The 22,200-nt window shown below is 70.7% G+C and carries 18 protein-coding genes; 7 read left to right on the forward strand and 11 right to left on the reverse strand.

From position 1 onward, the window contains the following. Positions 1–70: 70 nt before the first annotated feature. Positions 71–976, forward strand: coding sequence for a DUF6397 family protein (locus BZL64_RS00175; protein ID WP_086764429.1), 906 nt, complete (start codon positions 71–73; stop codon positions 974–976). 24 nt (positions 977–1,000) lie between these two features. On the opposite strand, the gene BZL64_RS00180 is transcribed toward BZL64_RS00175, so the two are convergent. Together BZL64_RS00180 and BZL64_RS00185 are read right to left on the reverse strand one after the other, a co-directional pair. Beyond that, on the reverse strand, positions 1,001–1,867 hold the full coding sequence (locus tag BZL64_RS00180; protein ID WP_086764432.1) for an acyl-CoA thioesterase: 867 nt from the start codon (positions 1,865–1,867) through the stop codon (positions 1,001–1,003). Positions 1,868–1,907: 40 nt separating this feature from the next. Next, the gene (locus tag BZL64_RS00185; RefSeq protein WP_086764438.1) at positions 1,908–4,421 is read right to left on the reverse strand and encodes a DEAD/DEAH box helicase; all 2,514 of its coding nucleotides are present in this window, start codon (positions 4,419–4,421) and stop codon (positions 1,908–1,910) included. 145 nt (positions 4,422–4,566) lie between these two features. Between BZL64_RS00185 and BZL64_RS00190 the strand changes: the two genes are divergently transcribed. Next, positions 4,567–5,361, forward strand: coding sequence for a metal-dependent hydrolase (locus BZL64_RS00190; protein ID WP_086764442.1), 795 nt, complete (start codon positions 4,567–4,569; stop codon positions 5,359–5,361). Positions 5,362–5,387: 26 nt separating this feature from the next. Here BZL64_RS00190 and BZL64_RS00195 read toward each other — a convergent pair whose 3' ends face one another. From BZL64_RS00195 to BZL64_RS00210, 4 genes are all read right to left on the reverse strand, one after another. Further along, entirely contained in the window at positions 5,388–5,642 is a 255-nt protein-coding gene (locus tag BZL64_RS00195; protein ID WP_086764445.1) for a type B 50S ribosomal protein L31, read from the reverse strand. Positions 5,643–5,756: 114 nt separating this feature from the next. Next, entirely contained in the window at positions 5,757–6,215 is a 459-nt protein-coding gene (locus BZL64_RS00200; RefSeq protein WP_086764449.1) for a DUF5709 domain-containing protein, read from the reverse strand. 600 nt (positions 6,216–6,815) lie between these two features. Then, complete coding sequence (locus tag BZL64_RS00205; protein ID WP_086764452.1) at positions 6,816–8,666, reverse strand: ABC transporter ATP-binding protein; 1,851 nt, start codon at positions 8,664–8,666, stop codon at positions 6,816–6,818. After that, entirely contained in the window at positions 8,663–10,492 is a 1,830-nt protein-coding gene (locus BZL64_RS00210; protein ID WP_086764455.1) for an ABC transporter transmembrane domain-containing protein, read from the reverse strand. Before BZL64_RS00210 ends, BZL64_RS00205 begins: the two co-directional genes overlap by 4 nt. An 837-nt stretch (positions 10,493–11,329) precedes the next feature. Between BZL64_RS00210 and BZL64_RS00215 the strand changes: the two genes are divergently transcribed. Then, complete coding sequence (locus tag BZL64_RS00215) at positions 11,330–12,838, forward strand: cation:dicarboxylate symporter family transporter (protein ID WP_086764459.1); 1,509 nt, start codon at positions 11,330–11,332, stop codon at positions 12,836–12,838. A gap of 169 nt (positions 12,839–13,007) precedes the next feature. On the opposite strand, the gene BZL64_RS00220 is transcribed toward BZL64_RS00215, so the two are convergent. Continuing rightward, positions 13,008–13,457, reverse strand: coding sequence for a MarR family winged helix-turn-helix transcriptional regulator (locus tag BZL64_RS00220; protein WP_086764462.1), 450 nt, complete (start codon positions 13,455–13,457; stop codon positions 13,008–13,010). Between the two features lie 94 nt (positions 13,458–13,551). Here BZL64_RS00220 and BZL64_RS00225 point away from each other — a divergent pair, with 94 nt between their 5' ends. Then, positions 13,552–15,360, forward strand: coding sequence for an ABC transporter ATP-binding protein (locus BZL64_RS00225; protein WP_086764465.1), 1,809 nt, complete (start codon positions 13,552–13,554; stop codon positions 15,358–15,360). Between the two features lie 53 nt (positions 15,361–15,413). After that, entirely contained in the window at positions 15,414–16,271 is an 858-nt protein-coding gene (gene mltG / locus BZL64_RS00230) for an endolytic transglycosylase MltG (protein ID WP_086764468.1), read from the forward strand. A gap of 22 nt (positions 16,272–16,293) precedes the next feature. Here the strand turns inward: mltG and BZL64_RS00235 are convergent, their stop codons facing one another. After that, the gene (locus BZL64_RS00235; RefSeq protein ID WP_086764471.1) at positions 16,294–17,379 is read right to left on the reverse strand and encodes an NAD(P)-binding domain-containing protein; all 1,086 of its coding nucleotides are present in this window, start codon (positions 17,377–17,379) and stop codon (positions 16,294–16,296) included. A 99-nt stretch (positions 17,380–17,478) separates the two neighbouring features. Here BZL64_RS00235 and BZL64_RS00240 point away from each other — a divergent pair, with 99 nt between their 5' ends. Then, entirely contained in the window at positions 17,479–17,901 is a 423-nt protein-coding gene (locus tag BZL64_RS00240) for a YjbQ family protein (RefSeq protein WP_086764474.1), read from the forward strand. A 693-nt stretch (positions 17,902–18,594) separates the two neighbouring features. On the opposite strand, the gene BZL64_RS00245 is transcribed toward BZL64_RS00240, so the two are convergent. The 3 genes from BZL64_RS00245 to BZL64_RS00255 form a co-directional block, all read right to left on the reverse strand. Then, positions 18,595–19,335, reverse strand: coding sequence for an RNA polymerase sigma factor (locus tag BZL64_RS00245; protein ID WP_086764477.1), 741 nt, complete (start codon positions 19,333–19,335; stop codon positions 18,595–18,597). A 359-nt stretch (positions 19,336–19,694) separates the two neighbouring features. Then, complete coding sequence (locus BZL64_RS00250; protein ID WP_244205113.1) at positions 19,695–20,435, reverse strand: DUF2637 domain-containing protein; 741 nt, start codon at positions 20,433–20,435, stop codon at positions 19,695–19,697. A 392-nt stretch (positions 20,436–20,827) separates the two neighbouring features. Beyond that, positions 20,828–21,670, reverse strand: coding sequence for an SDR family oxidoreductase (locus BZL64_RS00255; RefSeq protein ID WP_086764480.1), 843 nt, complete (start codon positions 21,668–21,670; stop codon positions 20,828–20,830). A gap of 64 nt (positions 21,671–21,734) precedes the next feature. Here BZL64_RS00255 and BZL64_RS00260 point away from each other — a divergent pair, with 64 nt between their 5' ends. Then, a complete protein-coding gene (locus tag BZL64_RS00260) occupies positions 21,735–22,070 on the forward strand; it encodes a winged helix-turn-helix transcriptional regulator (RefSeq protein ID WP_086764483.1) in 336 nt (111 codons plus the stop codon). Positions 22,071–22,200 lie beyond the last annotated feature (130 nt).

Consider the following 22,200-nt stretch of genomic DNA (forward strand, 5'->3'; position numbering starts at 1 on the left):
GGGCTACCGTTTTTCCCGAGGCCACCGCGAACATCGCGGGAGGCACAGCACTCCACGGGGGAGACCTGTCATGGCACGCACCACCGTCGCACCACCGCACGCCCAGTCCTGCGCCTACAGCCGCGCGGCACGGGAACTGAGCCTCAAGCGCAGCCAGTTCGACCTCGCCGTGAACCTCGGACGGATCAGGACCGTGCCCGACGAGGGGGGCGGAGGACGACGGGTGGCCCGCACCGAGATCGAACGCCTGCGTGCGGAGCCAGGCTTTCCCGACACCCTGACCAAGAGCGTCCGTGCCGTCGGCACCACCGAGGGCGCGGCCGTCATGCAGGTCCCCCCGAGCCGGTTCACCCGCCTGGCGAAGCTGGGCCTCGTGGTACCGGTGAGCTTCTATCTGAACCGGTACCGGGCCGTCGTTTGGCTGTATCTCGCCGACGAACTACGGCAGTTCGCCGCCGACAAGGACAATGTGACCCTGCTGACGGGGCGCACGCCCGAGGGAATGCGGGACCAACTGGCCGCGGGTGTGGATCTGCGGCCCCGGAACTGGCGCGGGCGCCACCTCGGATTCCTGCTGCGGCAGGCCGAAGGGCCCTGGCAGCGGGCGGGAGCCCTGGCCGCGCTCCTGGACCCGGTCCGGGTCGCCGAGATCGCCAGGGACCCCTACGAACGCTCCCACTTGAACCGCTTCCGGCCTGCACCCCCGGCGCACGGGGCCCCGGGCTCACCCGCCGCGCATCTGGTCGAGCGGATCACGACGGCGGACGACCCCGACGAGATCGCCTGGCTGCGCTCCGACCTGACGCACGCCCTTCAGGAGGCCCGCGCCCACCAGCCGGCACCACGCCCCACCGTGAAGCAGGCCCCGCCCCGGCCGGTCGCGGAACCGGAGCAGCCCGCGAGTACCCAGCGGCCGGCGAGCACCCGGCGGCCCAGGAGGGGACTCCTGGGCTGGCTGCGCGGCAGAAGCGTCTGAGGCGCCGGGCCCGACTCCCAGGCCCTACAGCTTCCGGAACAGCCCTTCCTGGACGACGGAAACCAGCAGTCGCCCGTCAAGGTCGTAGATCCGGCCGCGGGCGAGACCGCGGCCACCGGTCGCGATGGGCGACTCCTGGTCGTAGAGGAACCACTCGTCCGCGCGGAACGGCCGATGGAACCACATGGCGTGGTCCAGGGACGCCATGTCGAAGTTCCGCGGCCCCCACAGGGGCTCGACCGGGAGACGGACCGCGTCCAGGAGGGTCATGTCGCTGGCGTACGTCAGCGCGCACGTGTGCACCAGCGGGTCGTCTCCCAGCGGCCCGACGGCGCGCATCCAGACCGCACTGCGCGGCTCGGCGTCCTTGACCTCCTCAGGGCTCCAGCGCAGCCGGTCCGCGTACCGGATGTCGAAGGGCTGCCGACGCGCCATCCGCTCCAGCCCTTCGGGCAGCGCGCCCAGATGGGCCCGCACCTCCTCGGTGACCGTCGGCAGGGACTCCGGATCCGGGACCTCGCGGGCCGGCGGCAGCTGATGCTCGAAAGGACCTTCCTCAGGCTTGTGAAAGGAGGCGGTGAGATTGAAGATCGTGCGCCCCTGCTGCACGGCGGTGACCCGACGGGTCGTGAACGACCGTCCGTCCCGCACCCGTTCGACCTGGTACACGATCGGCACGCCGGGCCGGCCCGGCCGCAGGAAGTACGCGTGCAGCGAGTGCACGGGCCGGTCGCCCTCGGTCGTCCGGCCGGCTGCCACCAGCGCCTGGCCGGCCACCTGTCCGCCGAAGACCCGCTGCAGGGACTCCTGCGGGCTGCGGCCCCGAAAGATGTTGACCTCGATCTGCTCAAGGTCCAGCAGGTCGACGAGCCTCTCGGCGGGATTCGTCATGTGTGTGCTTCTCCTGTACCTCGTCCGCCTCGTACGGCGCTCACAGCTGGCCGACCTCGGTGACCCGGACCACCGCGCGACCCTCGGCGTCCGACGCCGCCAGGTCGACCTCCGCGCTGATGCCCCAGTCGTGATCGTCGTTCGGGTCGTCGAAGATCTGACGGACGCGCCACAGTCCGTGCTCCGGCTCCTCCTTGATGACGAGCAGCTTGGGACCGCGCGCGTCCGGTCCGGTGCCGAGGTCGTCGTACTCGTCCCAGTACTTGTCCATCGCCTCGCCCCACGCGTCCGCGTCCCAGCCGGACTCGCCGTCCAGCTCGCCCAGCTCCTCGACGTGATCGAGAGCGGCGAGTTCGACGCGGCGGAACATCGCGTTGCGGACGAGGACGCGGAACGCACGCGCGTTGGCGGTGACCGGCTTGACCTCGTCGGCCTTCTCCTGCGCCTCCTCGGCGGTCATCTCCGCCGGGTTGGCCAGCTGCTCCCACTCGTCCAGCAGACTGGAGTCGACCTGGCGCACCATCTCGCCCAGCCACTCGATCAGGTCCTGGAGGTCCTCCGACTTCAGGTCGTCCGGGACCGTGTGGTCGAGGGCCTTGTAGGCGCTCGCCAGGTAGCGCAGCACGATGCCCTCGGTGCGGGCCAGCTCGTAGTGCGACACCTGCTCGGTGAACGTCATCGCCCGCTCGTACATGTCCCGGATCACCGACTTCGGCGACAGCGGATGGTCACCGACCCACGGGTGGCTCTTGCGGTACACGTCGTACGCGTGGAAGAGCAGCTCCTCCAGCGGCTTCGGGTACGTGACGTCCTGGAGGCGCTCCATGCGTTCCTCGTACTCGACCCCGTCCGCCTTCATCAACGCGACCGCCTCGCCGCGCGCTTTGTTCTGCTGGGCCGCGAGGATCTGCCGCGGGTCGTCCAGGGTGGATTCCACGACGGAGACCATGTCGAGCGCGTACGACGGCGACTCCGGGTCGAGCAGCTCGAACGCGGCCAGTGCGAAGGTGGACAGCGGCTGGTTCAGCGCGAAGTCCTGCTGAAGGTCCACCGTGAGGCGGACGATGCGGCCCGTGGCGTCCGGCTCGTCGAGCTTCTCCACGATCCCGCCGTCCAGCAGCGAACGGTAGATCGCGATCGCGCGGCGAATGTGCCGCAACTGCTGCTTGCGCGGTTCGTGGTTGTCCTCGAGCAGGTGCCGCATCGCCTCGAAGGCGTTACCGGGACGGGCGATCACGGACAGCAGCATGGTGTGCGTGACCCGGAAGCGGGACATCAGCGGCTCCGGCTCGGAGTCGATGAGCTTGTCGAAGGTGTTCTCGGTCCAGCCGACGAAGCCCTCGGGCGCCTTCTTGCGGACCACCTTGCGACGCTTCTTGGGGTCGTCGCCCGCCTTGGCGAGCGCCTTCTCGTTCTCGACGACGTGTTCCGGCGCCTGTGCGACCACCAAGCCCGCCGTGTCGAATCCGGCCCGGCCGGCCCGGCCGGCGATCTGGTGGAACTCACGGGCTCGCAGGGTGCGCACACGGGTGCCGTCGTACTTCGTCAGCGCCGTGAACAGCACGGTCCGGATCGGCACGTTGACGCCGACGCCGAGCGTGTCCGTCCCGCAGATCACCTTGAGCAGACCGGCCTGGGCGAGCTTCTCCACCAGGCGCCGGTACTTGGGGAGCATGCCGGCGTGGTGCACGCCGATGCCGTGCCGCACGTAACGCGAGAGGTTCTGGCCGAACTTGGTGGTGAAACGGAAGTTGCCGATCAGCTCGGCGATCCGCTCCTTCTCCTCGCGCGAACACATGTTGATGCTCATCAGCGCCTGCGCCCGCTCCACCGCCTGCGCCTGCGTGAAGTGCACGATGTAGACGGGAGCCTGCCTGGTCTCCAGCAGCTCGGTGAGGGTCTCGGTGAGCGGTGTGAAGCGGTACTCGTAGGACAGCGGCACGGGCCGGGTCGCCGAGCGGACCACCGAGGTGGGCCGACCGGTGCGCCGGGCGAGATCCTTCTCGAAGAAGGACACGTCGCCGAGCGTGGCCGACATGAGGATGAACTGCGCCTGGGGCAGTTCCAGAATGGGGATCTGCCAGGCCCAGCCGCGGTCACCCTCCGCGTAGAAGTGGAACTCGTCCATGACGACCTGGCCGACATCCGCGTGCTTGCCGTCGCGCAACGCGATCGAGGCGAGCACCTCGGCGGTGCAGCAGATGATCGGGGCGTCGGAGTTGACGGACGCGTCACCGGTGAGCATGCCGACGTTCTCGGTACCGAAGATCTTGCACAGTTCGAAGAACTTCTCCGACACCAGCGCCTTGATCGGAGCGGTGTAGAAGGTGACCTCGTCGCGGGCGAGAGCCGCGAAGTGCGCACCTGCCGCGATCATGCTCTTGCCGGAGCCGGTCGGCGTCGACACGATCACGTTCGCCCCGGAGACAGCCTCGATCAGCGCCTCCTCCTGGTGGGAGTAGAGCGTGAGACCGCGCTCCTGGGCCCAGGACTCGAAAGCTTCGTAGAGGGCGTCGGGATCTGCGGTCGGCGGCAACTGATCGATGAGGGTCACGCCCCCATCTTGCCTGCCCCGCTGCCCGAGGGGGGAATCGGATGCGGGACCGAAGATCATGGCAGCTACGCTGTGTCGCCGACGGAGCGTCATCGCACCCGGTCAACTGGACAGCGGCACACGAGGAATGGGGCGGGCAACGGCCATGATGGGACCAGCACACTCACTGTCGGGCGCGGCCGCCTGGCTCGGCGTCGGCGCCGCCGCAGCCGCGGCGGGCCACACGATGCCATGGCCGGTACTGCTCGCCGGTGCGCTGATCTGCGCCGGAGCGGCTCTGGCCCCGGACCTCGACCACAAGGCCGCGACGATCTCCCGCGCCTTCGGGCCCGTCTCGCGCTGGCTGTGCGAGATCGTGGACAAGCTCTCCTACGCCGTCTACAAGGGCACGCGGAAGCAGGGCGACCCGCGCCGCTCCGGCGGGCACCGCACTCTGACGCACACCTGGCTGTGGGCGGTGATGATCGGCGCGGGCGCCTCGGCGCTGGCGATCACCGGTGGCCGCTGGGCGGTGCTGGGACTCCTCTTCGTCCACATGGTCCTGGCCATCGAGGGCCTGCTGTGGCGGGCGACCCGTGGTTCCAGCAGCGATGTGCTGGTGTGGCTGCTGGCGGCGGCGAGCGCGTGGATCCTCGCCGGGGTCCTGGACCAGCCGGGCAACGGGGCGGACTGGCTTTTCACGGACCCGGGCCAGGAGTACCTGTGGCTCGGGCTGCCGATCGTGCTGGGCGCCCTGGTCCACGACATCGGGGACGCGCTGACCGTCTCGGGCTGCCCGGTCCTGTGGCCCATTCCGATCGGGCGCAAGCGCTGGTACCCGATCGGTCCGCCGAAGGCGATGCGGTTCAGGGCCGGCAGCTGGGTCGAGCTGAAGGTGCTGATGCCGGTGTTCATGCTGCTCGGAGGAGTGGGCGGCGCGGCCGCGCTCAACTACATCTGAGCCGTGCCGAGGGCGGCACGACCGGCTCAGGTCGGCGTGCCTCCGCCGAAGCGCCGCTCGAAGCGGGCGATACGGCCTTCCGTGTCCACGGTGCGAGCCTTGCCGGTGTAGAACGGGTGGCTCTCCGAGGAGATCTCGACGTCCACGACGGGGTACGTCTCGCCGTCGTCCCACTCGATCGTCTGGTCGCTGGTCGCGGTGGACCTGGTCAGGAACGCGTAGCCGGCGGCGCGGTCACGGAAGACCACCGAGTGGTAGTCGGGGTGCTTGTCCTGCTGCATGCCTACTCCTCGTGCGGTGGAGGCGGTGAAGGCGGTAGTGGGGCGGGGTACGCGGTCGGCGGGCCCCGGTGGGCCGTGGCGTGCGGACACGTGATCCGGGAAGCCCCGACCGGATCACCCGGGAAGGGCGTCCTCGTCGACGATGTGCATCGCGGCCNNGGCCGCGCCGTCGATGCCGACGTCGGTGGCGACCAGGGCACTCTCCTCGTCCTCGTGGGCTCCCTCGTCCGGGGCCACGAGACGGCCGGAGCGGGCGGCGCCGACCTCGTTGTCGAGGAGTTCCCCGTCGGTGTCGTCGCTGTCGCCGAGGCCGTCGCCGTCAGGTGTGACGAGGTCCGGCAGTTCTTCCGAGAGCCGCTGGTCGAGCGTCTCGCCCCGTCGGCGCTCCGCGGCCGTCACACCGTCGTGCTCCACGGCCCAGGGCCGTTCCGGGGGCGACCAGCCACGGTCCAGGGGGTCGCCGACACCGTCGTTCTCCAGGGTGTCCTCCGCGTCGAGGAGTCCGGCGTCGTCCTGAATCTCGGAGGCGTCGGGCTGGTAGACGTCGTCTCCCCATCCGTCGGCGCTGTTCACGGGTACCTCCAGGGGGTGACGGGCCCGTCCACACCGCGCGGTCGGCGGTGGGCCACCGTGGCCACGGGGCACCGGCCTGCGGCGGGATGCTCCGGACGGTCCTGCCCGGCTGCCTTCCGCGGGGGTGCCGCTCTCCAGCGTTCCACTCCCGTTCGGGAGTGCGCAACGCCAGAGCCGCGCCGGGGCGGCTCGCGGCCCCGCCGGAGCGCCGGGCAGCCGCCGGCCGAGTGCGCCGTGCGCGGCGGCCCGGCCACCTGTCGGCCGGGGCGCGGCACGGGCCTCCCGCGGCGGCACGGCTCCGGCGTCGCACCCGCTTCCGGCCCGCCGTGTGGTGGTGTGGCTGTGACCGTTTTCCGTCCGGCTTCCGGTGGTGTGGCTGTGACCGCTTTCCGCCTGGCTCCCGGTGGTACGGCCGTGACCGCTTCCCGTCCGGCTGCCGGCGGCCCTGGCCTTGGCGGCCTCGTCGGTCGGCTTCTGCACATCGCCCGTGGGGCGGGCCGCGACCGTTCTCCGTCCACCTCACGGCGGCTCGGTCCCAGCCGGCCCCCACCGGCTCCCACGCAGTCCCGCACCACCCGGCGACCCGCGGTCCGGGCCGCCTCAGCCGTGCCAGGACCGCCACAGGGCCGCGTAGGCCCCGTCGGCGGCGACCAGCTCGTCATGGCTGCCCAGCTCGCTGATGCGGCCGCTCTCCACGACGGCGATGACGTCCGCGTCGTGAGCCGTGTGGAGGCGGTGGGCGATGGCGATCACCGTGCGGCCGTCCAGGACGCGGGCGAGGGAGCGCTCCAGATGGCGGGCTGCGCGGGGATCGAGCAGCGAGGTCGCCTCGTCGAGGACCAGAGTGTGCGGGTCGGCCAGGACCAGGCGGGCCAGCGCGATCTGCTGGGCCTGTGCCGGGGTGAGCACATGGCCGCCCGAGCCGACCTCGGTGTCCAGGCCGCCGTCCAGGGCGCGGGCCCAGCCGTCCGCGTCGACCGCGGTGAGCGCCGCCCACAGCTCGGCCTCCTCCTTCGCCGCGTGCGCCTGCGCCTCTGCGCGCGCCTGCGCGTCCGGAGTGTCTTCGTCCGGTTCCGGCCGGGCGTGGGGGAGCGCCAGCCGGAGGTTGTCGCGCAGCGAGCCGACGAAGACGTGGTGCTCCTGGTTGACGAGCGCGACGTGCGAGCGGACGCGTTCGGCGGTCATCCGGGACAGTTCGGCCCCACCGAGGGCGACCCTGCCGTCCCGAGGCGCGTAGATGCCGGCGAGGAGCCTGCCCAGGGTGGACTTGCCCGCGCCGGAGGGGCCGACGAGGGCCAGCCGCGTGCCGGGCGCCACCTCCAGGGACACCTGGCGCAGCACGTCGACGCCCTCGCGGTAGCCGAAGTGGACCCGGTCGGCGAGTACATCCCGCCCGTCCGGTTCCAGCCCGGAGTCACCGGCGTCCGGCTCGATGTCCCGGACCCCGACCAGGCGGGCCAACGACACCTGGGCCACCTGCAGTTCGTCGTACCAGCGCAGGATCAGGTTCACCGGGTCGACGAGCATCTGGGCGAGGAGCGCGCCCGTCGTCAGCTGGCCGACGTCGATCCAGCCCTGAAGGACGAGCACCCCGCCGAGCATGAGGACCGAACCGAGGACGGTGACGTGCACGAGGTTGATGACGGGGAAGAGGACCGACCGCAGCCACAGGGTGTAGTTCTCCCACGCCGTCCACTGCTTGACCCGCAGTTCCGACAGTTCGACCCGGCGGTCGCCGAGGCGGTGGGCCTCGACGGTCCGCCCGGCGTCCACGGTCTCGGCGAGGGCGGCGGCGACGGAGGCGTAACCGGCTGCCTCCGAGCGGTAGCCGGCGGGGGCCCGCTTGAAGTACCAGCGGCAGCCGACCACCAGCAGCGGCACCGCGACCAGCACGGCGGGTGCCAGCGGCGGGGCGGTGACGACGAGCCCGCCGAGCAGCAGCGCCGCCCACATCACGCCGATCGTCAACTGGGGCACGGCCTCGCGCATGGCGTTGGCCAGCCGGTCGATGTCGGTGGTGATACGGGACAGCAGGTCGCCGGTGCCGGCCCGTTCCAGCACGCCCGGTGGCAGCCGGACCGACCGGACGAGGAAGTCCTCGCGGAGGTCGGCCAGCATCCGCTCGCCGAGCATCGCGCCGCGCAGCCGCACCTGCCGTACGAAGGTGGCCTGGACGACGAGGGCGAGGACGAACAGCGTGGCGGTGAGCCCCAGGTGGAGTTCCTGGGCTCCCTCGGACAGCCGTTCCACGACGTCGCCGAGGAGCCATGGGCCCACCATCGAGGCGACGGTGGCGACCGTGTTGACGGCCAGGAGGACAGCGAACGCACGGCGGTGCCGGCGCAACAGCTCGGCCACGTAGGCGCGCACGGTCGCGGGGGCCCCGACGGGCAGCGTGTTCGCTGTCGTCGGTGCCGCCGGGTCGTACGCCGGTGGCGCCACGCCGATCATGCGGACTCCTCGATCTCTTGTCGTTCGTCGTCTTCGAGCCGTTCGGCGTGTTCGAGCGCGTGCAGTTCCTTCAGCACCCCGCCCAGCGCTGTCTCTTCCTCGGTCTCGCGGGTCACCACCGCGCGGTATCGCGGCTCGGACTGCAGCAGTTCGCGGTGCACGCCGGTTGCCACGGCCAGGCCTTCGTGGACGAGGACGACCCGGTCGGCCCGGTCCAGCAGCAGCGGGGACGAGGTGAACATGATCGTCGTGCGTCCCGTCCGGATGTCCCGCAGCCCCGCGGCGATCCGTGCCTCGGTGTGCGAGTCGACAGCGGAGGTCGGTTCGTCCAGGACGAGGACCTCCGGATCCGTGAACAGCGAGCGGGCCAGGGCGAGCCGCTGGCGCTGGCCGCCCGAGAGAGAGCGTCCCCGTTCGGTGATGCGGGCATCCATCGGGCTGTCGACGTCCAGCGAGCCCTGGACGAGGGCGTCGAGAACGTCCCCGCACTGGGCGGCAGTCAGGGCCTGCGCCGTGTCGACGCCACCCGAGGCCGGCACGGCGAACAGGTCGCGCAGGGAGCCCGACAGCAGCACCGGGTCCTTGTCCTGGACCAGGACGGCCGTGCGCGCGCTGTCCAGCGGCAGTTCGTCCAGGGGGACTCCGCCGAGCAGTACCGACGGGCCGTCCTCGGAGGGGTGTCCGCCGAGACGTTCGGCCAGCCGCCCGGCGGTGTCGGGGTCGCCGCACACCACGGCGGTGAGCGCGGCGGCCGGAGCGAGCAGTCCGGTGGCCGGGTCGTACAGATCACCGTGGGGCAGGTCGGCCGCACGCGATCCGCCCGCGTCCGTGGCCCGTTCCAGCGACAGCACGCGTGCGGCACGCTTCGCCGACGGGCGGGAGAAGGAGTAGGCCATGGCGATCTCCTCGAAGTGCCTGAGGGGATACATCAGGACCATGACGGAGCTGTAGACGGTGACGAGTTCGCCGACGGTGATCCGGCCCTCGCGGGCCAGGTGGACGCCGTAGAAGACGACCGCGATCAGCAGTAGACCCGGCAGCAGGACCTGGATGGCGCTGATCAGCGACCACATGCGGGCACTGCGCACGGCGGCCTGACGGACCTCCTGGGAGGCGTGGCGGTACCGGTCGAGGAAGAGTTCCTCGCCGCCGATGCCGCGCAGCACCCGCAGGCCCGCCACGGTGTCGGAGGCCAGTTCGGTGGCGCGTCCGGCCTTCTCACGCTGGACGTCGGCGCGACGGGTCGCGCGGGGCAGGAGGGGGAGCGCCGCGAACGCGACGACGGGCAGCCCCAGGGCGACGACGACGCCGAGGGCGGGCTGGTGGACCACCAGGCCGACGCAGACGAAGACGACGGTGAGGGCGGCGGCCGAGAAGCGCGAGACGCCTTCGACGAACCAGCCGATCTTCTCGACGTCGCCCGTGGAGACGGCGACGACCTCACCGGCCGCGACCCGCCTGCTGAGCGCGGAGCCCAACTGCGAGGCCTTGCGGGCGAGGAGCTGCTGGACACGGGCGGCCGCGGTGATCCAGTTGGTGACGGCGGCACGGTGAAGGAAGGTGTCCCCGAGCGCGGTGGCGGCACCGAACAGGCCCATCAGGCCACCGGCGAGGGCGAGCCGTGTACCGGAGCGGTCGATGACCGCCTCGATGGCGAACCCGACGCAGAACGGCTGAGCCGAGACGGCCATGAAGTGCAGCAGGCCCCAGGCCAGGGACGTGAGCTGGCCGCCCAGTTGGTTGCGCCCGAGCCACCACAGGAAGCGGGGTCCCGAGCGTACGTCCGGCACACCCGGGTCGGGATACGGAAGGTCTTGGATCTGCATGACGTCCCAGTGGCTCGTGTCAGGGATGGGGGGAGGGACCGCGGTCGGCGGCGACAGCAAACCGTGAAAGGTTCGCTTCGCAGGGTGGTCAAAATCAACCTGTTTTCCACGGCACCGCACAGTTCCGGCTGTCGGTCGGGGCGCAGGGGGAGGATGCGGGCCCCTCGCGGGAGGAAGGGCCCATTGCGGAGGTCGGCGAACTCCCGCAGAACACCGGCCATGAGATGCCGGACCGCCATCTCGATGCTCACAGGGGCATCCCCCTGGTGGGTACGGCTCTCGGCGGAGCCGCCGGACATACACCGCCGAAGGGCTGCGGCGTACGTGATTTCGGGGCCGCGCGCCTTCGACGTCAGCCGATCGCATACGACCTGACGCCTTTCGCCGGGATCCGCGACGACGGCCACCTGTACCGCCTGGAGGCGTACACGGGCTCGATGACACCAACACGCGCTCGACAACACCAACACGGGCTCGGCGACGCCTACACGGGCGACGACCCTTCACCGTCAAGTGCCGCGCGACCAGCGGCACGCGGTCGGCGCGACGGGCGAGCGCTACCGGCTGAGCGGCTCGTCGGGCTGCTGCGGCGGGGCGTTGACCACGGTGCGGGGGCCGCTGACGGGGGATCACGCGCATTGCCGGGGGGCGGGCGTGGTGACCGCAGAGGCCGGAGGTGTGCGATGCGTCACTCGTGGCGCGTTTTACGCGCACGCAACACGGAGGTCTTCCCCATGAGCGACTCACCCTCCAAGGTGATCGCTACGGAAGCCGCTTTCCGTATCGCAGAAGTCCCGTCCGGCCTCTGCGAGTCACCGTCCCCCACAAGGAGTGCCCGTGCCGCAGTCCGTACCGTCACTGCCGCGACGCGTCGCACGCATGTTGCGTACCTCTCTCTTCGCGCAGGTCGCCTGCGCGCTCGTGCTCGGAATCCTCGTCGGAAAACTGTGGCCCGATGTGGCCACGGATCTCCAGCCGCTCGGCGACGGCTTCACCCGGCTGATCAAGACGATCATCTCGCCACTGGTCTTCTGCGTGGTCGTCGTCGGCATCGCCAAGGCCGGTGACCTCAAGGCGTTCGGCAGGATGGGGCTCAAAGCCCTGATCTGGTTCGAGGTGGCGAGCACGCTCGCCCTGCTCATCGGGCTGCTCGCCGCCAACATCGTCCAGCCCGGCTCCGGGATGAACGTCGACCCGGCCACGCTCGACACCTCGGCGGTCGACGCGAAGACGGGAGGCGGTTCGCTGCCCTCCACGACCGAGTTCGTCGTGAACGCGCTGCCCACCAGTTTCATCGGCGCCTTCGCCGAGAACTCCCTGCTCCAGGTCCTCATCCTGGCCTGCCTCGTGGGCGCCGCGCTGCTGCACCTCGGTCACACCAAGGTGCCTCAGGTGCTGCCCGCCATCGAGCAGGCCCAGGAGATCATCTTCGCGATCGTCGGCTTCGTGATGCGGCTCGCGCCGATCGCGGTGTTCGGCGCGATGGCCGTCCTCATCGGCCAGTACGGCCTCGGCGTCATCGAGACCTACGCCAAGCTGATCATCCTCTGCTACGCGGCGGCCGCCCTGTTCATCGCACTGCTCGCCGTCGCGCTGAAGGCGGTGACCGGTCTCAGTCTCTGGAAGTTCCTGCGCTACATCCGCGAGGAGATGCTGCTCGCCCTCGGCACCGCCTCCACCGAGTCGGTCATGCCGCGCGTGATGCAGAAGCTGCGCAAGGCCGGCGCCCGCGACGACGCCGTGGGCCTGGTGCTGCCGACGGGGTACTCCTTCAACCTCGACGGCGCCTCGCTCTACCTGTCCATCGGCACGCTGTTCATCTCTCAGGCCGTCGGCGTGGACCTCAGCCTGGGGCAGCAGATCACCGTGGTCCTGGTGCTCATGCTCACCAGCAAGGGCATGGCGGGCATCCCCGGATCGGCGTTCCTCGCCCTGTCCGCGACCGCTTCCTCGCTGGGCGCCATCCCCGCAGGTGCCGTCGCCCTGCTGCTGGGCGTGGACCGCATCATGGACTCGATGCGCGTCGTCACGAACCTTCTCGGCAACTGCGTGGCGGTGTTCGCGGTGTCCCGCTGGGAGGGCGCGCTGGACATCGAGCGGGCGAAGAAGGTGCTGAACGGGGAGCACACGTCCGGTCAGGAGGAGGACGCGGAGTCCCTTGGTCTCGGCGTCCCGGATGCCCCGGATGCCTCGAATGCCTCGGATGCCTCGGGCGAGGCGAAGGAGGCCCCCGTCACGCCGGGCACGCACGCCGCCGTCGGCACCGCGCCCACCTCGCAGGGACTCCCGGACTCCGCCGTCCCGGCCCAGTCGGCGGCCAAGGAATCCGCCCCCGAGGCCCACTGACGGAACCCGGTCACGGGAAGGCCGCGGCCGCCGCTCCAGCACCTCGGAGCGGCGGCCGCGGGCCTTGCTCATCGGATCCGCAACGCCTCGGATCCGGAGCGCCTCGGATCCGCAACGCCCCCGCGTTGCATCTGGTTCAGGAACGCAAGGGGTCGAGGACCCGACCCGTTCAGCAGCGCGGAAGCGCCGTCCCGTCGATCAGCGTGTCCAGCAACTCCCCGAGCACCGCCCGCTCCACGTCCGTCAGCGGGGCCAGGATCTCCCGGGCCGCCGACTGGCGTGCCCGGTGCAGTTCGTGGAGCGTGGTGCGGCCCTCGTCGGTCAGCTCGATCCGGATCACCCGGCGGTTGGTCGGGTCCGGGACCCGGCGCACCTTGCCGTTCACCTCCAGTCCGTCGACCAGCGTGGTCACCGCCCGCGGTACGACCTCCAGGCGCGCAGCGAGGTCCGCCATCCTCGGCGGCGCGCTGAAGTGGGCGAGGGTGCGCAGCAGACGGGACTGGGCGGGCGTGACGCCCAGGTCCGACAGCCCCAGATGGTGCTTCTGGATGCGGTGCACCCGGCGGGTGAAACGCAGCAGCTGCTCGGCGAGCGCGCCGTCGGGATCGGGGGTGGTCATGCGGGAACAATATCAGGACGCCGTTCATTGTGAGTATAGGTAACAATGAGCTACGCTCCCTCAGTCCCGCCCGCCCGACCTCCCGTAGGAGCCCATGCATCCCGACAAACCAGACTCCTGGCCCCTGTCCGGCGACGCCGAGGAACCGCCCCGGCAGGTGCGCCGCATTCTGAAACTGTTCCGTCCCTACCGCGGCCGGCTCGCCGTCGTCGGCCTGCTCGTCGCCGCCTCCTCGCTGGTCTCGGTCGCCACGCCGTTCCTGTTGAAGGAGACTCTCGACGTCGCCATCCCCGAGGGGCGCACCGGCCTGCTGAGCCTGCTCGCGCTCGGCATGATCCTCAGTGCCGTCCTCGCCGGAGTCTTCGGCGTCCTCCAGACGCTGATCTCCACGACGGTCGGCCAGCGGGTGATGCACGACCTGCGCACGGCCGTCTTCGGCCGCCTCCAGAGCATGTCGCTCGCGTTCTTCACACGCACGCGTACCGGCGAGGTGCAGTCCCGCATCGCCAACGACATCGGAGGCATGCAGGCGACCGTCACGTCCACCGCCACCTCCCTGGTCTCCAACTTCACCAGCGTCGTCGCCACGATCATCGCGATGATCGCCCTCGACTGGCGGCTCACCGTCGTCTCGCTGCTCCTGCTGCCGGTCTTCGTGTGGATCAGCCGCCGCGTCGGGAACGAACGGCGGAAGATCACCACCCAACGGCAGAAGCAGATGGCCGGGATGGCCGCCACGGTCACCGAATCCCTCTCGGTGAGCGGCATCCTGCTGGGCCGCACCATGGGCCGCGCCGACTCCCTCACGAACTCCTTCTCCGACGAGTCCGAGCGCCTCGTCGACCTCGAAGTGAGATCCAGCATGGCCGGCCGCTGGCGCATGTCCGTGATCGGGATCGTCATGTCGGCCATGCCGGCCGTCATCTACTGGACCGCGGGCATGACCCTCCAACTCGGCGGCCCCGGTGCGTCCCTGGGCACGATCGTCGCCTTCGTCTCGCTCCAGCAGGGCCTGTTCCGCCCGGCCGTCAGCCTTCTGTCGACCGGCGTGCAGATCCAGACCTCCCTGGCGCTCTTCCAGCGCATCTTCGAGTACCTCGACCTCCCCGTCGACATCACCGAGCGGGCGGACCCGGTCCACCTCGACCAGATCAAGGGCGAAGTCCGCTTCGAGGACGTGGAGTTCCGCTACGACGGCGACGACACGGTCGCCCCCGTCCTCGCCGGCATCGACGTGAGCGTCCCGGCCGGCAGCAGCCTCGCCGTCGTCGGACCGACCGGCGCCGGCAAATCCACCCTGGGCTACCTCGTGCCGCGTCTGTACGACGTGACCGGCGGCCGGGTCACCCTCGACGGGGTCGATGTCCGGGACCTCGACTTCGACACCCTCGCGCGCGCGGTCGGCGTGGTCTCGCAGGAGACGTACCTCTTCCACTCCTCGATCGCCGACAATCTGCGCTTCGCCAAGCCGGACGCCACTGACGAGGAGCTGTACGCGGCGGCGCGCGCGGCCCAGATCCACGACCACATCGCGGCCCTGCCCGACGGGTACGACACGGTCGTCGGCGAGCGTGGGCACCGTTTCTCCGGTGGTGAGAAGCAGCGCCTGGCCATCGCCCGCACCATCCTGCGCGACCCGCCGGTGCTGATTCTCGACGAGGCGACCAGCGCCCTGGACACCAGGACCGAACACGCCGTCCAGCAGGCCATCGACGCGCTGTCGGCCAACCGCACCACGCTCACCATCGCCCATCGGCTGTCGACCATTCGGAGTGCCGACCAGATCGTCGTCCTGGACTCCGGCCGGCTTGCCGAACGGGGCACGCACGAGGAGCTGTTGGAGCGCGGCGGACGGTATGCGGAGCTGGTGCGCAGAGACACCCGCCTGGAGCCGACAAGATGAAAATATGCCAGGAGATGCCGGAATTATGATGATATGCGGGTTACCGTGCCCGCATGCAGATGAACACTCCGCCACGGAGCGCGATCCGACTGACGCGCCGGGGCCGTCTCGTCCTCATCGCGACCGGAGCCGTCGCGGCCGGCACCGCTGTGGCGGTGCCGCTGCTGAGCATGGACGACGCCGAGGAGAAGAAGCCGACGACGCTGGTGATCCCGGAGGGCTGGCGCGCGAGCCAGATCTACGAGGCTGTCGACAAGGCCCTCGCCCTGCCGGTCGGCACCACCCGGAAGGCGTTGCCCAAGGCCGGCCTGAAGCTGCCGCCCGACGCCGAGGGCAACCCGGAGGGCTACCTCTTCCCGGCGACGTATCCGCTCGGCAAGAAGCCGACCCCGCAGGCGCTGCTGACCGCGATGGTCGACACCGCCAACACCAAGTTCAACGGCGCGCCGATCGCCGCCGGGGCCCAGCGCAACGCGATGAACGTCTACCAGGCGGTCACCGTCGCCAGCATCGTCCAGGCCGAGGCCGCCACCAAGGCCGACATGGGCAAGGTGGCCCGCGTGGTCTTCAACCGTCTGGAACGCGGTATGCCGTTGCAGATGGACTCCACGATCAACTACGCGCTGAACCGCTCCACGCTCAGGACGAGCACGGCGGACACCCGCCTCGATAGCCCCTACAACTCCTACCAGCGCATGGGACTGCCGCCGACGCCGATCGACAACCCCGGCGAGGAGGCTGTGCGCGCAGCGATCACCCCGACGCCGGGGGACTGGCTGTACTTCGTCACGGTCAAGCCGGGCGACACGCGCTTCACCGCCAGCTACGAGGAACACCAGCGCAATGTCGCCGAGTTCAACAGGATCCAGCAGAGCGCTTCGGCCTCGCCGAGTCCGTCGAAGACTCCCTGACCTGACCTGACCTGACGGGACGTCAGGCGGCGACCGGCTCCCCGGCCGGCTCGGCGAGCAGCCGTCTGATGTCCCGCACGGCCGCGCGCCCCGCCCGGTTGGCCCCGATGGTGCTCGCGGAGGGGCCGTAGCCGACGAGGTGGACGCGGGGGTCGACGACCGCGCGCGTGCCTTCGACGCGGATGCCGCCGCCCGGCTCGCGCAGCCGCAGCGGCGCCAGGTGGTCCACGGCAGGCCGGAAACCGGTGGCCCACAGGATGACGTCGGCGGACACCCGCCGCCCGTCCTTCCACTCGACTCCGTCCGGGGTGATCCGGTCGAACATCGGCAGCCGGTCGAGCACCCCGTCCGCCAGCCCCTGCCGGATCGCGTCGTTCAGCGGCAGGCCCGTCACCGAGACGACGCTCTTCGGGGGCAGCCCCTGCCGTACGCGCTCCTCCACGAGCGCGACCGCCGCGCGGCCCGCGTCCTCGTCGAAGGGGCCCTCGCGGAAGACGGGCGGGCGCCGCGTCACCCAGGTGGTGGCGGCCGCGTACGGGGCCAGTTCCAGCAGGTGCTGGGTTCCCGAGGCTCCGCCGCCCACCACGACCACCCGCAGTCCGGCGAACGCCTCCGGCCCCGGATACCGGGCGGTGTGGAACTGCCGGCCGCGGAAGCTCTCCTGCCCGGGATAGCGCGGCCAGAACGGCCGGTCCCAGGTGCCGGTGGCGTTGATCAGCGCCTTCGTGGCCCACGTACCGTCGGAACTCTCGACGAGCAGCCGCCCGTTCGCGCCCTCGCGCACCGCCGTCACATCGACCGGCCGACGCACCCGCAGGTCGAAGGCACGCTCGTAGTCCGTGAAGTACTCGGCGATCACCTCGGAGGAGGGCCGCGCCGGGTCGGCGCCCGTCAGTTCCCTACCGGGCAGCGCGTGCATCCCGTGCACCCTGCCGTACGTCAGTGAGGGCCACCTGAACTGCCAGGCGCCGCCCGGACCGGGGGAATGGTCGAGCACCACGAAGTCGCGCTCCGGCTCGAAGCCGGTGCGCCGCAGGTGATAGGCCGCGGCCAGACCCGCCTGACCGGCCCCTATGACGGCCACCTCGACCTCACGCATCTCGTTCACGATTGAACCAACAGTGCCGAGGTCGTGGATCTTCCCGTGCGGAGCGGCCACGCGCCGACAGCGTCTGCCGCCGCGGCGGGCATGGGTCAGGATGGTGGCATGTCAGATGCGTTCACCACCCGGGTCCTGCACATCGCCTCCGGCGCCGAGGAGCGGGTCGTCGACCTCACCCGTGACTGCGAGGCCTTCCTGCGCGAGGCGGCGGCCGGCCGCGACGGCCTGCTGAACGTCTTCGTCCCGCACGCCACGGCCGGCATCGCGGTCATCGAGACCGGTGCCGGAAGCGACGACGACCTCCTCGCGGCCCTGCACACCCTGCTCCCCGCCGACGACCGCTGGCAGCACCGTCACGGCAGCCCCGGGCACGGCCGCGACCACGTCCTGCCGGCGTTCGTCCCACCCCACGCCACGCTGCCGGTGGTGGACGGCATCCTGCGACTGGGGACGTGGCAGTCGGTGTGCCTCGTGGACACGAACCGCGACAACCCCGAGCGTCAGGTCCGGCTGAGCTTCCTGGGCTGAGCCAGAGATCGTGCTGGGCGTGGAGAACGCCCTTACGACGCATCGGCGAGGTGCCCCTACGGCCTGGTCGCGGGCGTCGCGCCACGTCGGTTCGGGGACATGGGGGCGGTCCCCGAAGCCGCGACGGCTCGCGTGGGCGCGCCGACCGGTGGTCTCCTGCTGCGGCTCGGGCAGCGCCGAGATCGGAGAGCGCCGCCGGCTCCCTTCTTCACCGGAGTGTCCATGCCGGACGGTGGTGATGGACCGCTACCACGGCATCTCGGCGGGCCCGTGCCACATCACGACCGCTTCCCGCGGCGCCGCCCCGGCACCGGAGTGAGACGAGCTGCGCCGGCGGACCGCCTCACGTGGAGTGTCAGGGCCGGGCTTTGTGGGTGGGCGGCGTTCTCGTGAACTGTGTCCACCAGCCGAAACCCCGTCCCCAAGCGTCGAGCCCGAGCCGCCCGCAGCCGCACCACCACGCGGATGACTGCCACCGTCGTCGGGGGCCTGCCGACACCGGCGGTGAAGCTGCCGGAGACCGAGCAGCATGCCGGTCGGGCTCGGCCGAGGGCTCGCCGCCGTCGGGCAGGACCATCGTGAGGGACACCTGCCCCACGCACATCGGTGAGTGCGCGCGAGTGGCGGACCAGGCGCAGGCCGCACACCCCGAGGTCACCGTCACCCCACGGGTGCGGGCGGTGCCGCCCGTCGTCACGGCAGGTGTGGCGAGGTGCGCGGGTCGGGCCGGCCGCGGGAGGCGTTGTCGGAGGTCGAGGCGTGGCCGCCGACCTGCTGGGAGGTGCCGGAAGGGTTGTCGTCCCCGGTGGTGGCGCAGGTGAGGGCGATGAGCGCGGCGAGTGTCGCGGTCATGGTGAGGACGAGGCGCGTCTGCCTGCGGGTGAGCCGTTCGCTGGTCCGGCGTACGCACTGTGCTCGGGGCAGTGTCGCCGTCGAAGCCGCTGTCGCACGGTCCTTCAGCCAGGTTTCCAGCACGCCCGGATCATCCCGTCCGGGCAGGTGCCGCGACAGGGTGGTGCGGGCGTGCGTCAGCCGGTTCCTCGTGGCGCCGGTCGTGGCCTCCATCTCGGTGGCCGCCTGCTCGGTGGTCAGATCGAGGCCCTCGCACAACAGCAGTACGCGGCGATGGTGCGCCGGTAGCGCGAGGAACGCCCGCCAGAGCGGGTCACCTTCGGCATCCTCGGCCGGCGCACCCGCTTGATGCGCGGGGCGGATCCGGTGCCAGGGGGCGAGGGCGTATTCACAGGCCCTCGCCCGGACCCAGCCGGCCGGGTCGGGGTCGACGGCGACTTCCGGCCAGTGTTCCCAGGCACGGTGGAAAGCCGCGTCCACCGCCTCGAAAGCGAGTCGTCTGCTGCCGGTCAGCAGCATCACCTGGTAGACCAGCGGGCCACCGGTCCGCACGTACAGCGTGTCGAACGCGTCCGCGGGCATGCACGCGGACGCGGCCTGTGGGGCGGCAGCCTGGTGAGGTGCTGGCGCGCGGAGCGCGTCACGAGCACGAGCGAGGAGCGCATCCGTGCTCCGGTTCGTGATGGGGGCAATGTCCTGCTTCACCTGCGCACGTCTCCAACTGAACCATCTGGAACGGATCGATCGGTGGCGGGGCCGGAGGCGGCCGGCCGGCCGGTACTCAGGACCCGGAGGACCTCCGGCTCCTCCGGCTCCTGAGTACCTCCGGCTCCTGGCTCTGTCGGCTCCTGACTTCGCCGGCGCACGCGCGGGAATGGCGCGTCCACAGAGAGCACCGGGGTCGCGAACCGCCTGCCTGAGCGGTCAGGCGACGGAGTTCCTCACGTTCTGGCGCTCCGCTGCGCATGTGCCCCTTGCCGGATCTTGCACTTGGAGGAGACCTGGCCGATGAGTTCCCAGAAGCACACGAGGGCGGTGATGGGAGGGACTCCGAACATCACGAATGCCATCAGTGAGCGGGAGGAGTGGCCTACGCACAGGGCTGCCGCCATGGCCGAGGCGGTGAGGAGGACGGCCCAGGAGCGGCGCGCGCGGCGGTGTTGGACCGTGGCCCGAAGGATCGACAGCGCCGCCACGAACCACGGTCCGTACACCGCGAGCGGCCACCACCGTGCCACCGCGTCGGGCAGCATGCCCTCGGCGATCGTACGGAGCTGTCCGTAGGTGTAGGCGACCGACCAGCCCAGCAGGCACGCCGCGCAGACGGCGATGGCGACGATCAGGATCGTGGCGTGGCTGATGCGCCGTCCGGCCAGGACGTGCGGCTTGTGCTGCATGCGCCGCCGGTCGCTCCTGCGCTGCGGCCGGTCCATGGGGTCGGCGGAGGGCTGCTGGTTCGGCGCCGGGGACAGCATCGCGGCCAGCTCGTCGTCAGGGTCCCAGCCGTCCAGTACGGCGGTGGTGTGCTGTGGCGCGCTGTCCCAGGACTGGATGTGCGGGGCGCTGTCCCTGGTCTGTTGACTGGGGAACGGAATGCTGTCGTATTGACTTCCCGGTTCCTCTCCCGCCCTCGGGGTGTAGGGGTGGGCGTAGAAAAAGCCGTCATTGCTGAACCTGTCCACTGCAGTTTCCCCATGCCCTCTTTCAGGACGTCACGTCGAGCGCACGAAATGCGGACGACACCGGCAGCAAGGCGGATTTTCCGCCGAGTCTCGGTCGCGTCGCCCTCGGGTATCGCACTCCGACGTCAGCAGACACGCGGGCACCGGTCGCTGAAGGACGGATCGTTTCTCCGAATGCTTCTTGATCTGTCACGCCCACATAACGAGCGTCATGCGACAAGTGATGTGCTGCATTGGAGGGAAAAACCGCCCGAACGGGTTACCTGGGAACCGGAATAACGTACTTAATCAATAAGGGCACGAAACAGGCGCCCGCGCGGCGCGGCGGGGCGGGTGGTGGCATCCGCCATCGCCCTGACGGATGCCACCGCCCATCCCGCCGGTGCCGGCGGTCAGAGGCCGATCTCGGCCAGCCACTGGTGCGTCGTTCGGGGCTGGATGCCGAGCAGCTTCTGAGCGGAGTTCTCCTCTGTGATGGAACGGTCGGGAAGCGTGCTCATGGCCGCGTAGAGGGCCGCGACGTCGGCGGCGGGGCCTTCGCCGATCACGGGCGCGACGGAGGCGCGCATCTGCTCGGGGCTGATCGGCTCGAAGGCCACGTCCTTGCCGAAGTGAGCGCCGAAGGCTTGGGCCAGGTCCGGTCCGGTGATCGCCGGGAACTGGCCGACGGAGACCACGCCGGTGACGTCGTGGCGGTCGAACAGGGCGACGGCGACGGCGGCGATGTCCAGGTGGGACGCCCAGGAGACGGGGAAGTCGGCGCGGATCGGGTAGGGCAGGACGCCCCGCTCGCGGACCGCGTCGACGACGTACGGCATGAGCAGGTTCTCCAGGTAGAGCGTGGGCGCGATCACCGCGTGGGACACCCCGGCGTCGGCCAGGCCACCGGCCAGGATGGCGGCCGCGCCGCCGGTGCCGGCGTCGATCGGGGCGCCGCTGGTGGAGAACACCACACGGGCCGGACGCGCCGCGCGGACGGCGGCGACGATGTGGTGCGCCTGGGTTCGGCGGTCCTCCTCGGAGACCACCGGCAGGTGGACGAACACTCCGTCGGCGCCGCGGTACGCCGCTGTCAGTTCCTCCGTGGAGGAGTGGTCGGCGGTCACCACGCGGGCGCCGTCGACGACGGCGTCCGGGTTGCGGGTCAGGGCGGTCACGGGCTTGGCCGCGGCGGTGAGAGCGGCGACGACGGGGGCACCCTGGGCGCCGGTGGCGCCGTGAATCACGTAGGTCATGGCGCTATTAGTGCATGCGATGCACCAGTTACATCAACTGCACTAATGGGATACGGTCAGAAATATGAGTGATCCCTGTCTGCCCGAGTGCGGAGTCGCCCGGTTCCTCGTCCTGCTCAACGGCCCGTGGGCCACCCTGATCGTGCGCGAGCTGCTGCACGGCCCTCTTCGCTTCAACGAGCTTCGCCAACTCCTGCCCGGCATCAGCCCCCACACGCTGACCAGCCGGCTGCGCCAGTTCGAACGGCACGGCATCGTCACCCGCACCACCTACGCGGAGATCCCGCCGCGCGTCGTCTACGAGCTGACCCCTCTCGGTGAGGGACTGCGCGATGTCCTGGAAGCCATGGGGGCCTGGGCCATGGCGGTGCCGGACCCAGGGGCCGAGGTCACCGCCTGAGGAGAAAGATCCACCGCGCGAATCCCGGCGAGTGGTCGCCGGAGTCCTCGACGAACCCCGGTCCAGGTCGGGATTCGGGGCGTCGAACCGGCGAACTCCGGGCGGTGGCGGCGCCGGTGGACCCCTCTGC

This window comes from Streptomyces bobili, from assembly GCF_002154575.1.
GTDB classification, from domain to species: Bacteria; Actinomycetota; Actinomycetes; order Streptomycetales; family Streptomycetaceae; genus Streptomyces; species Streptomyces bobili.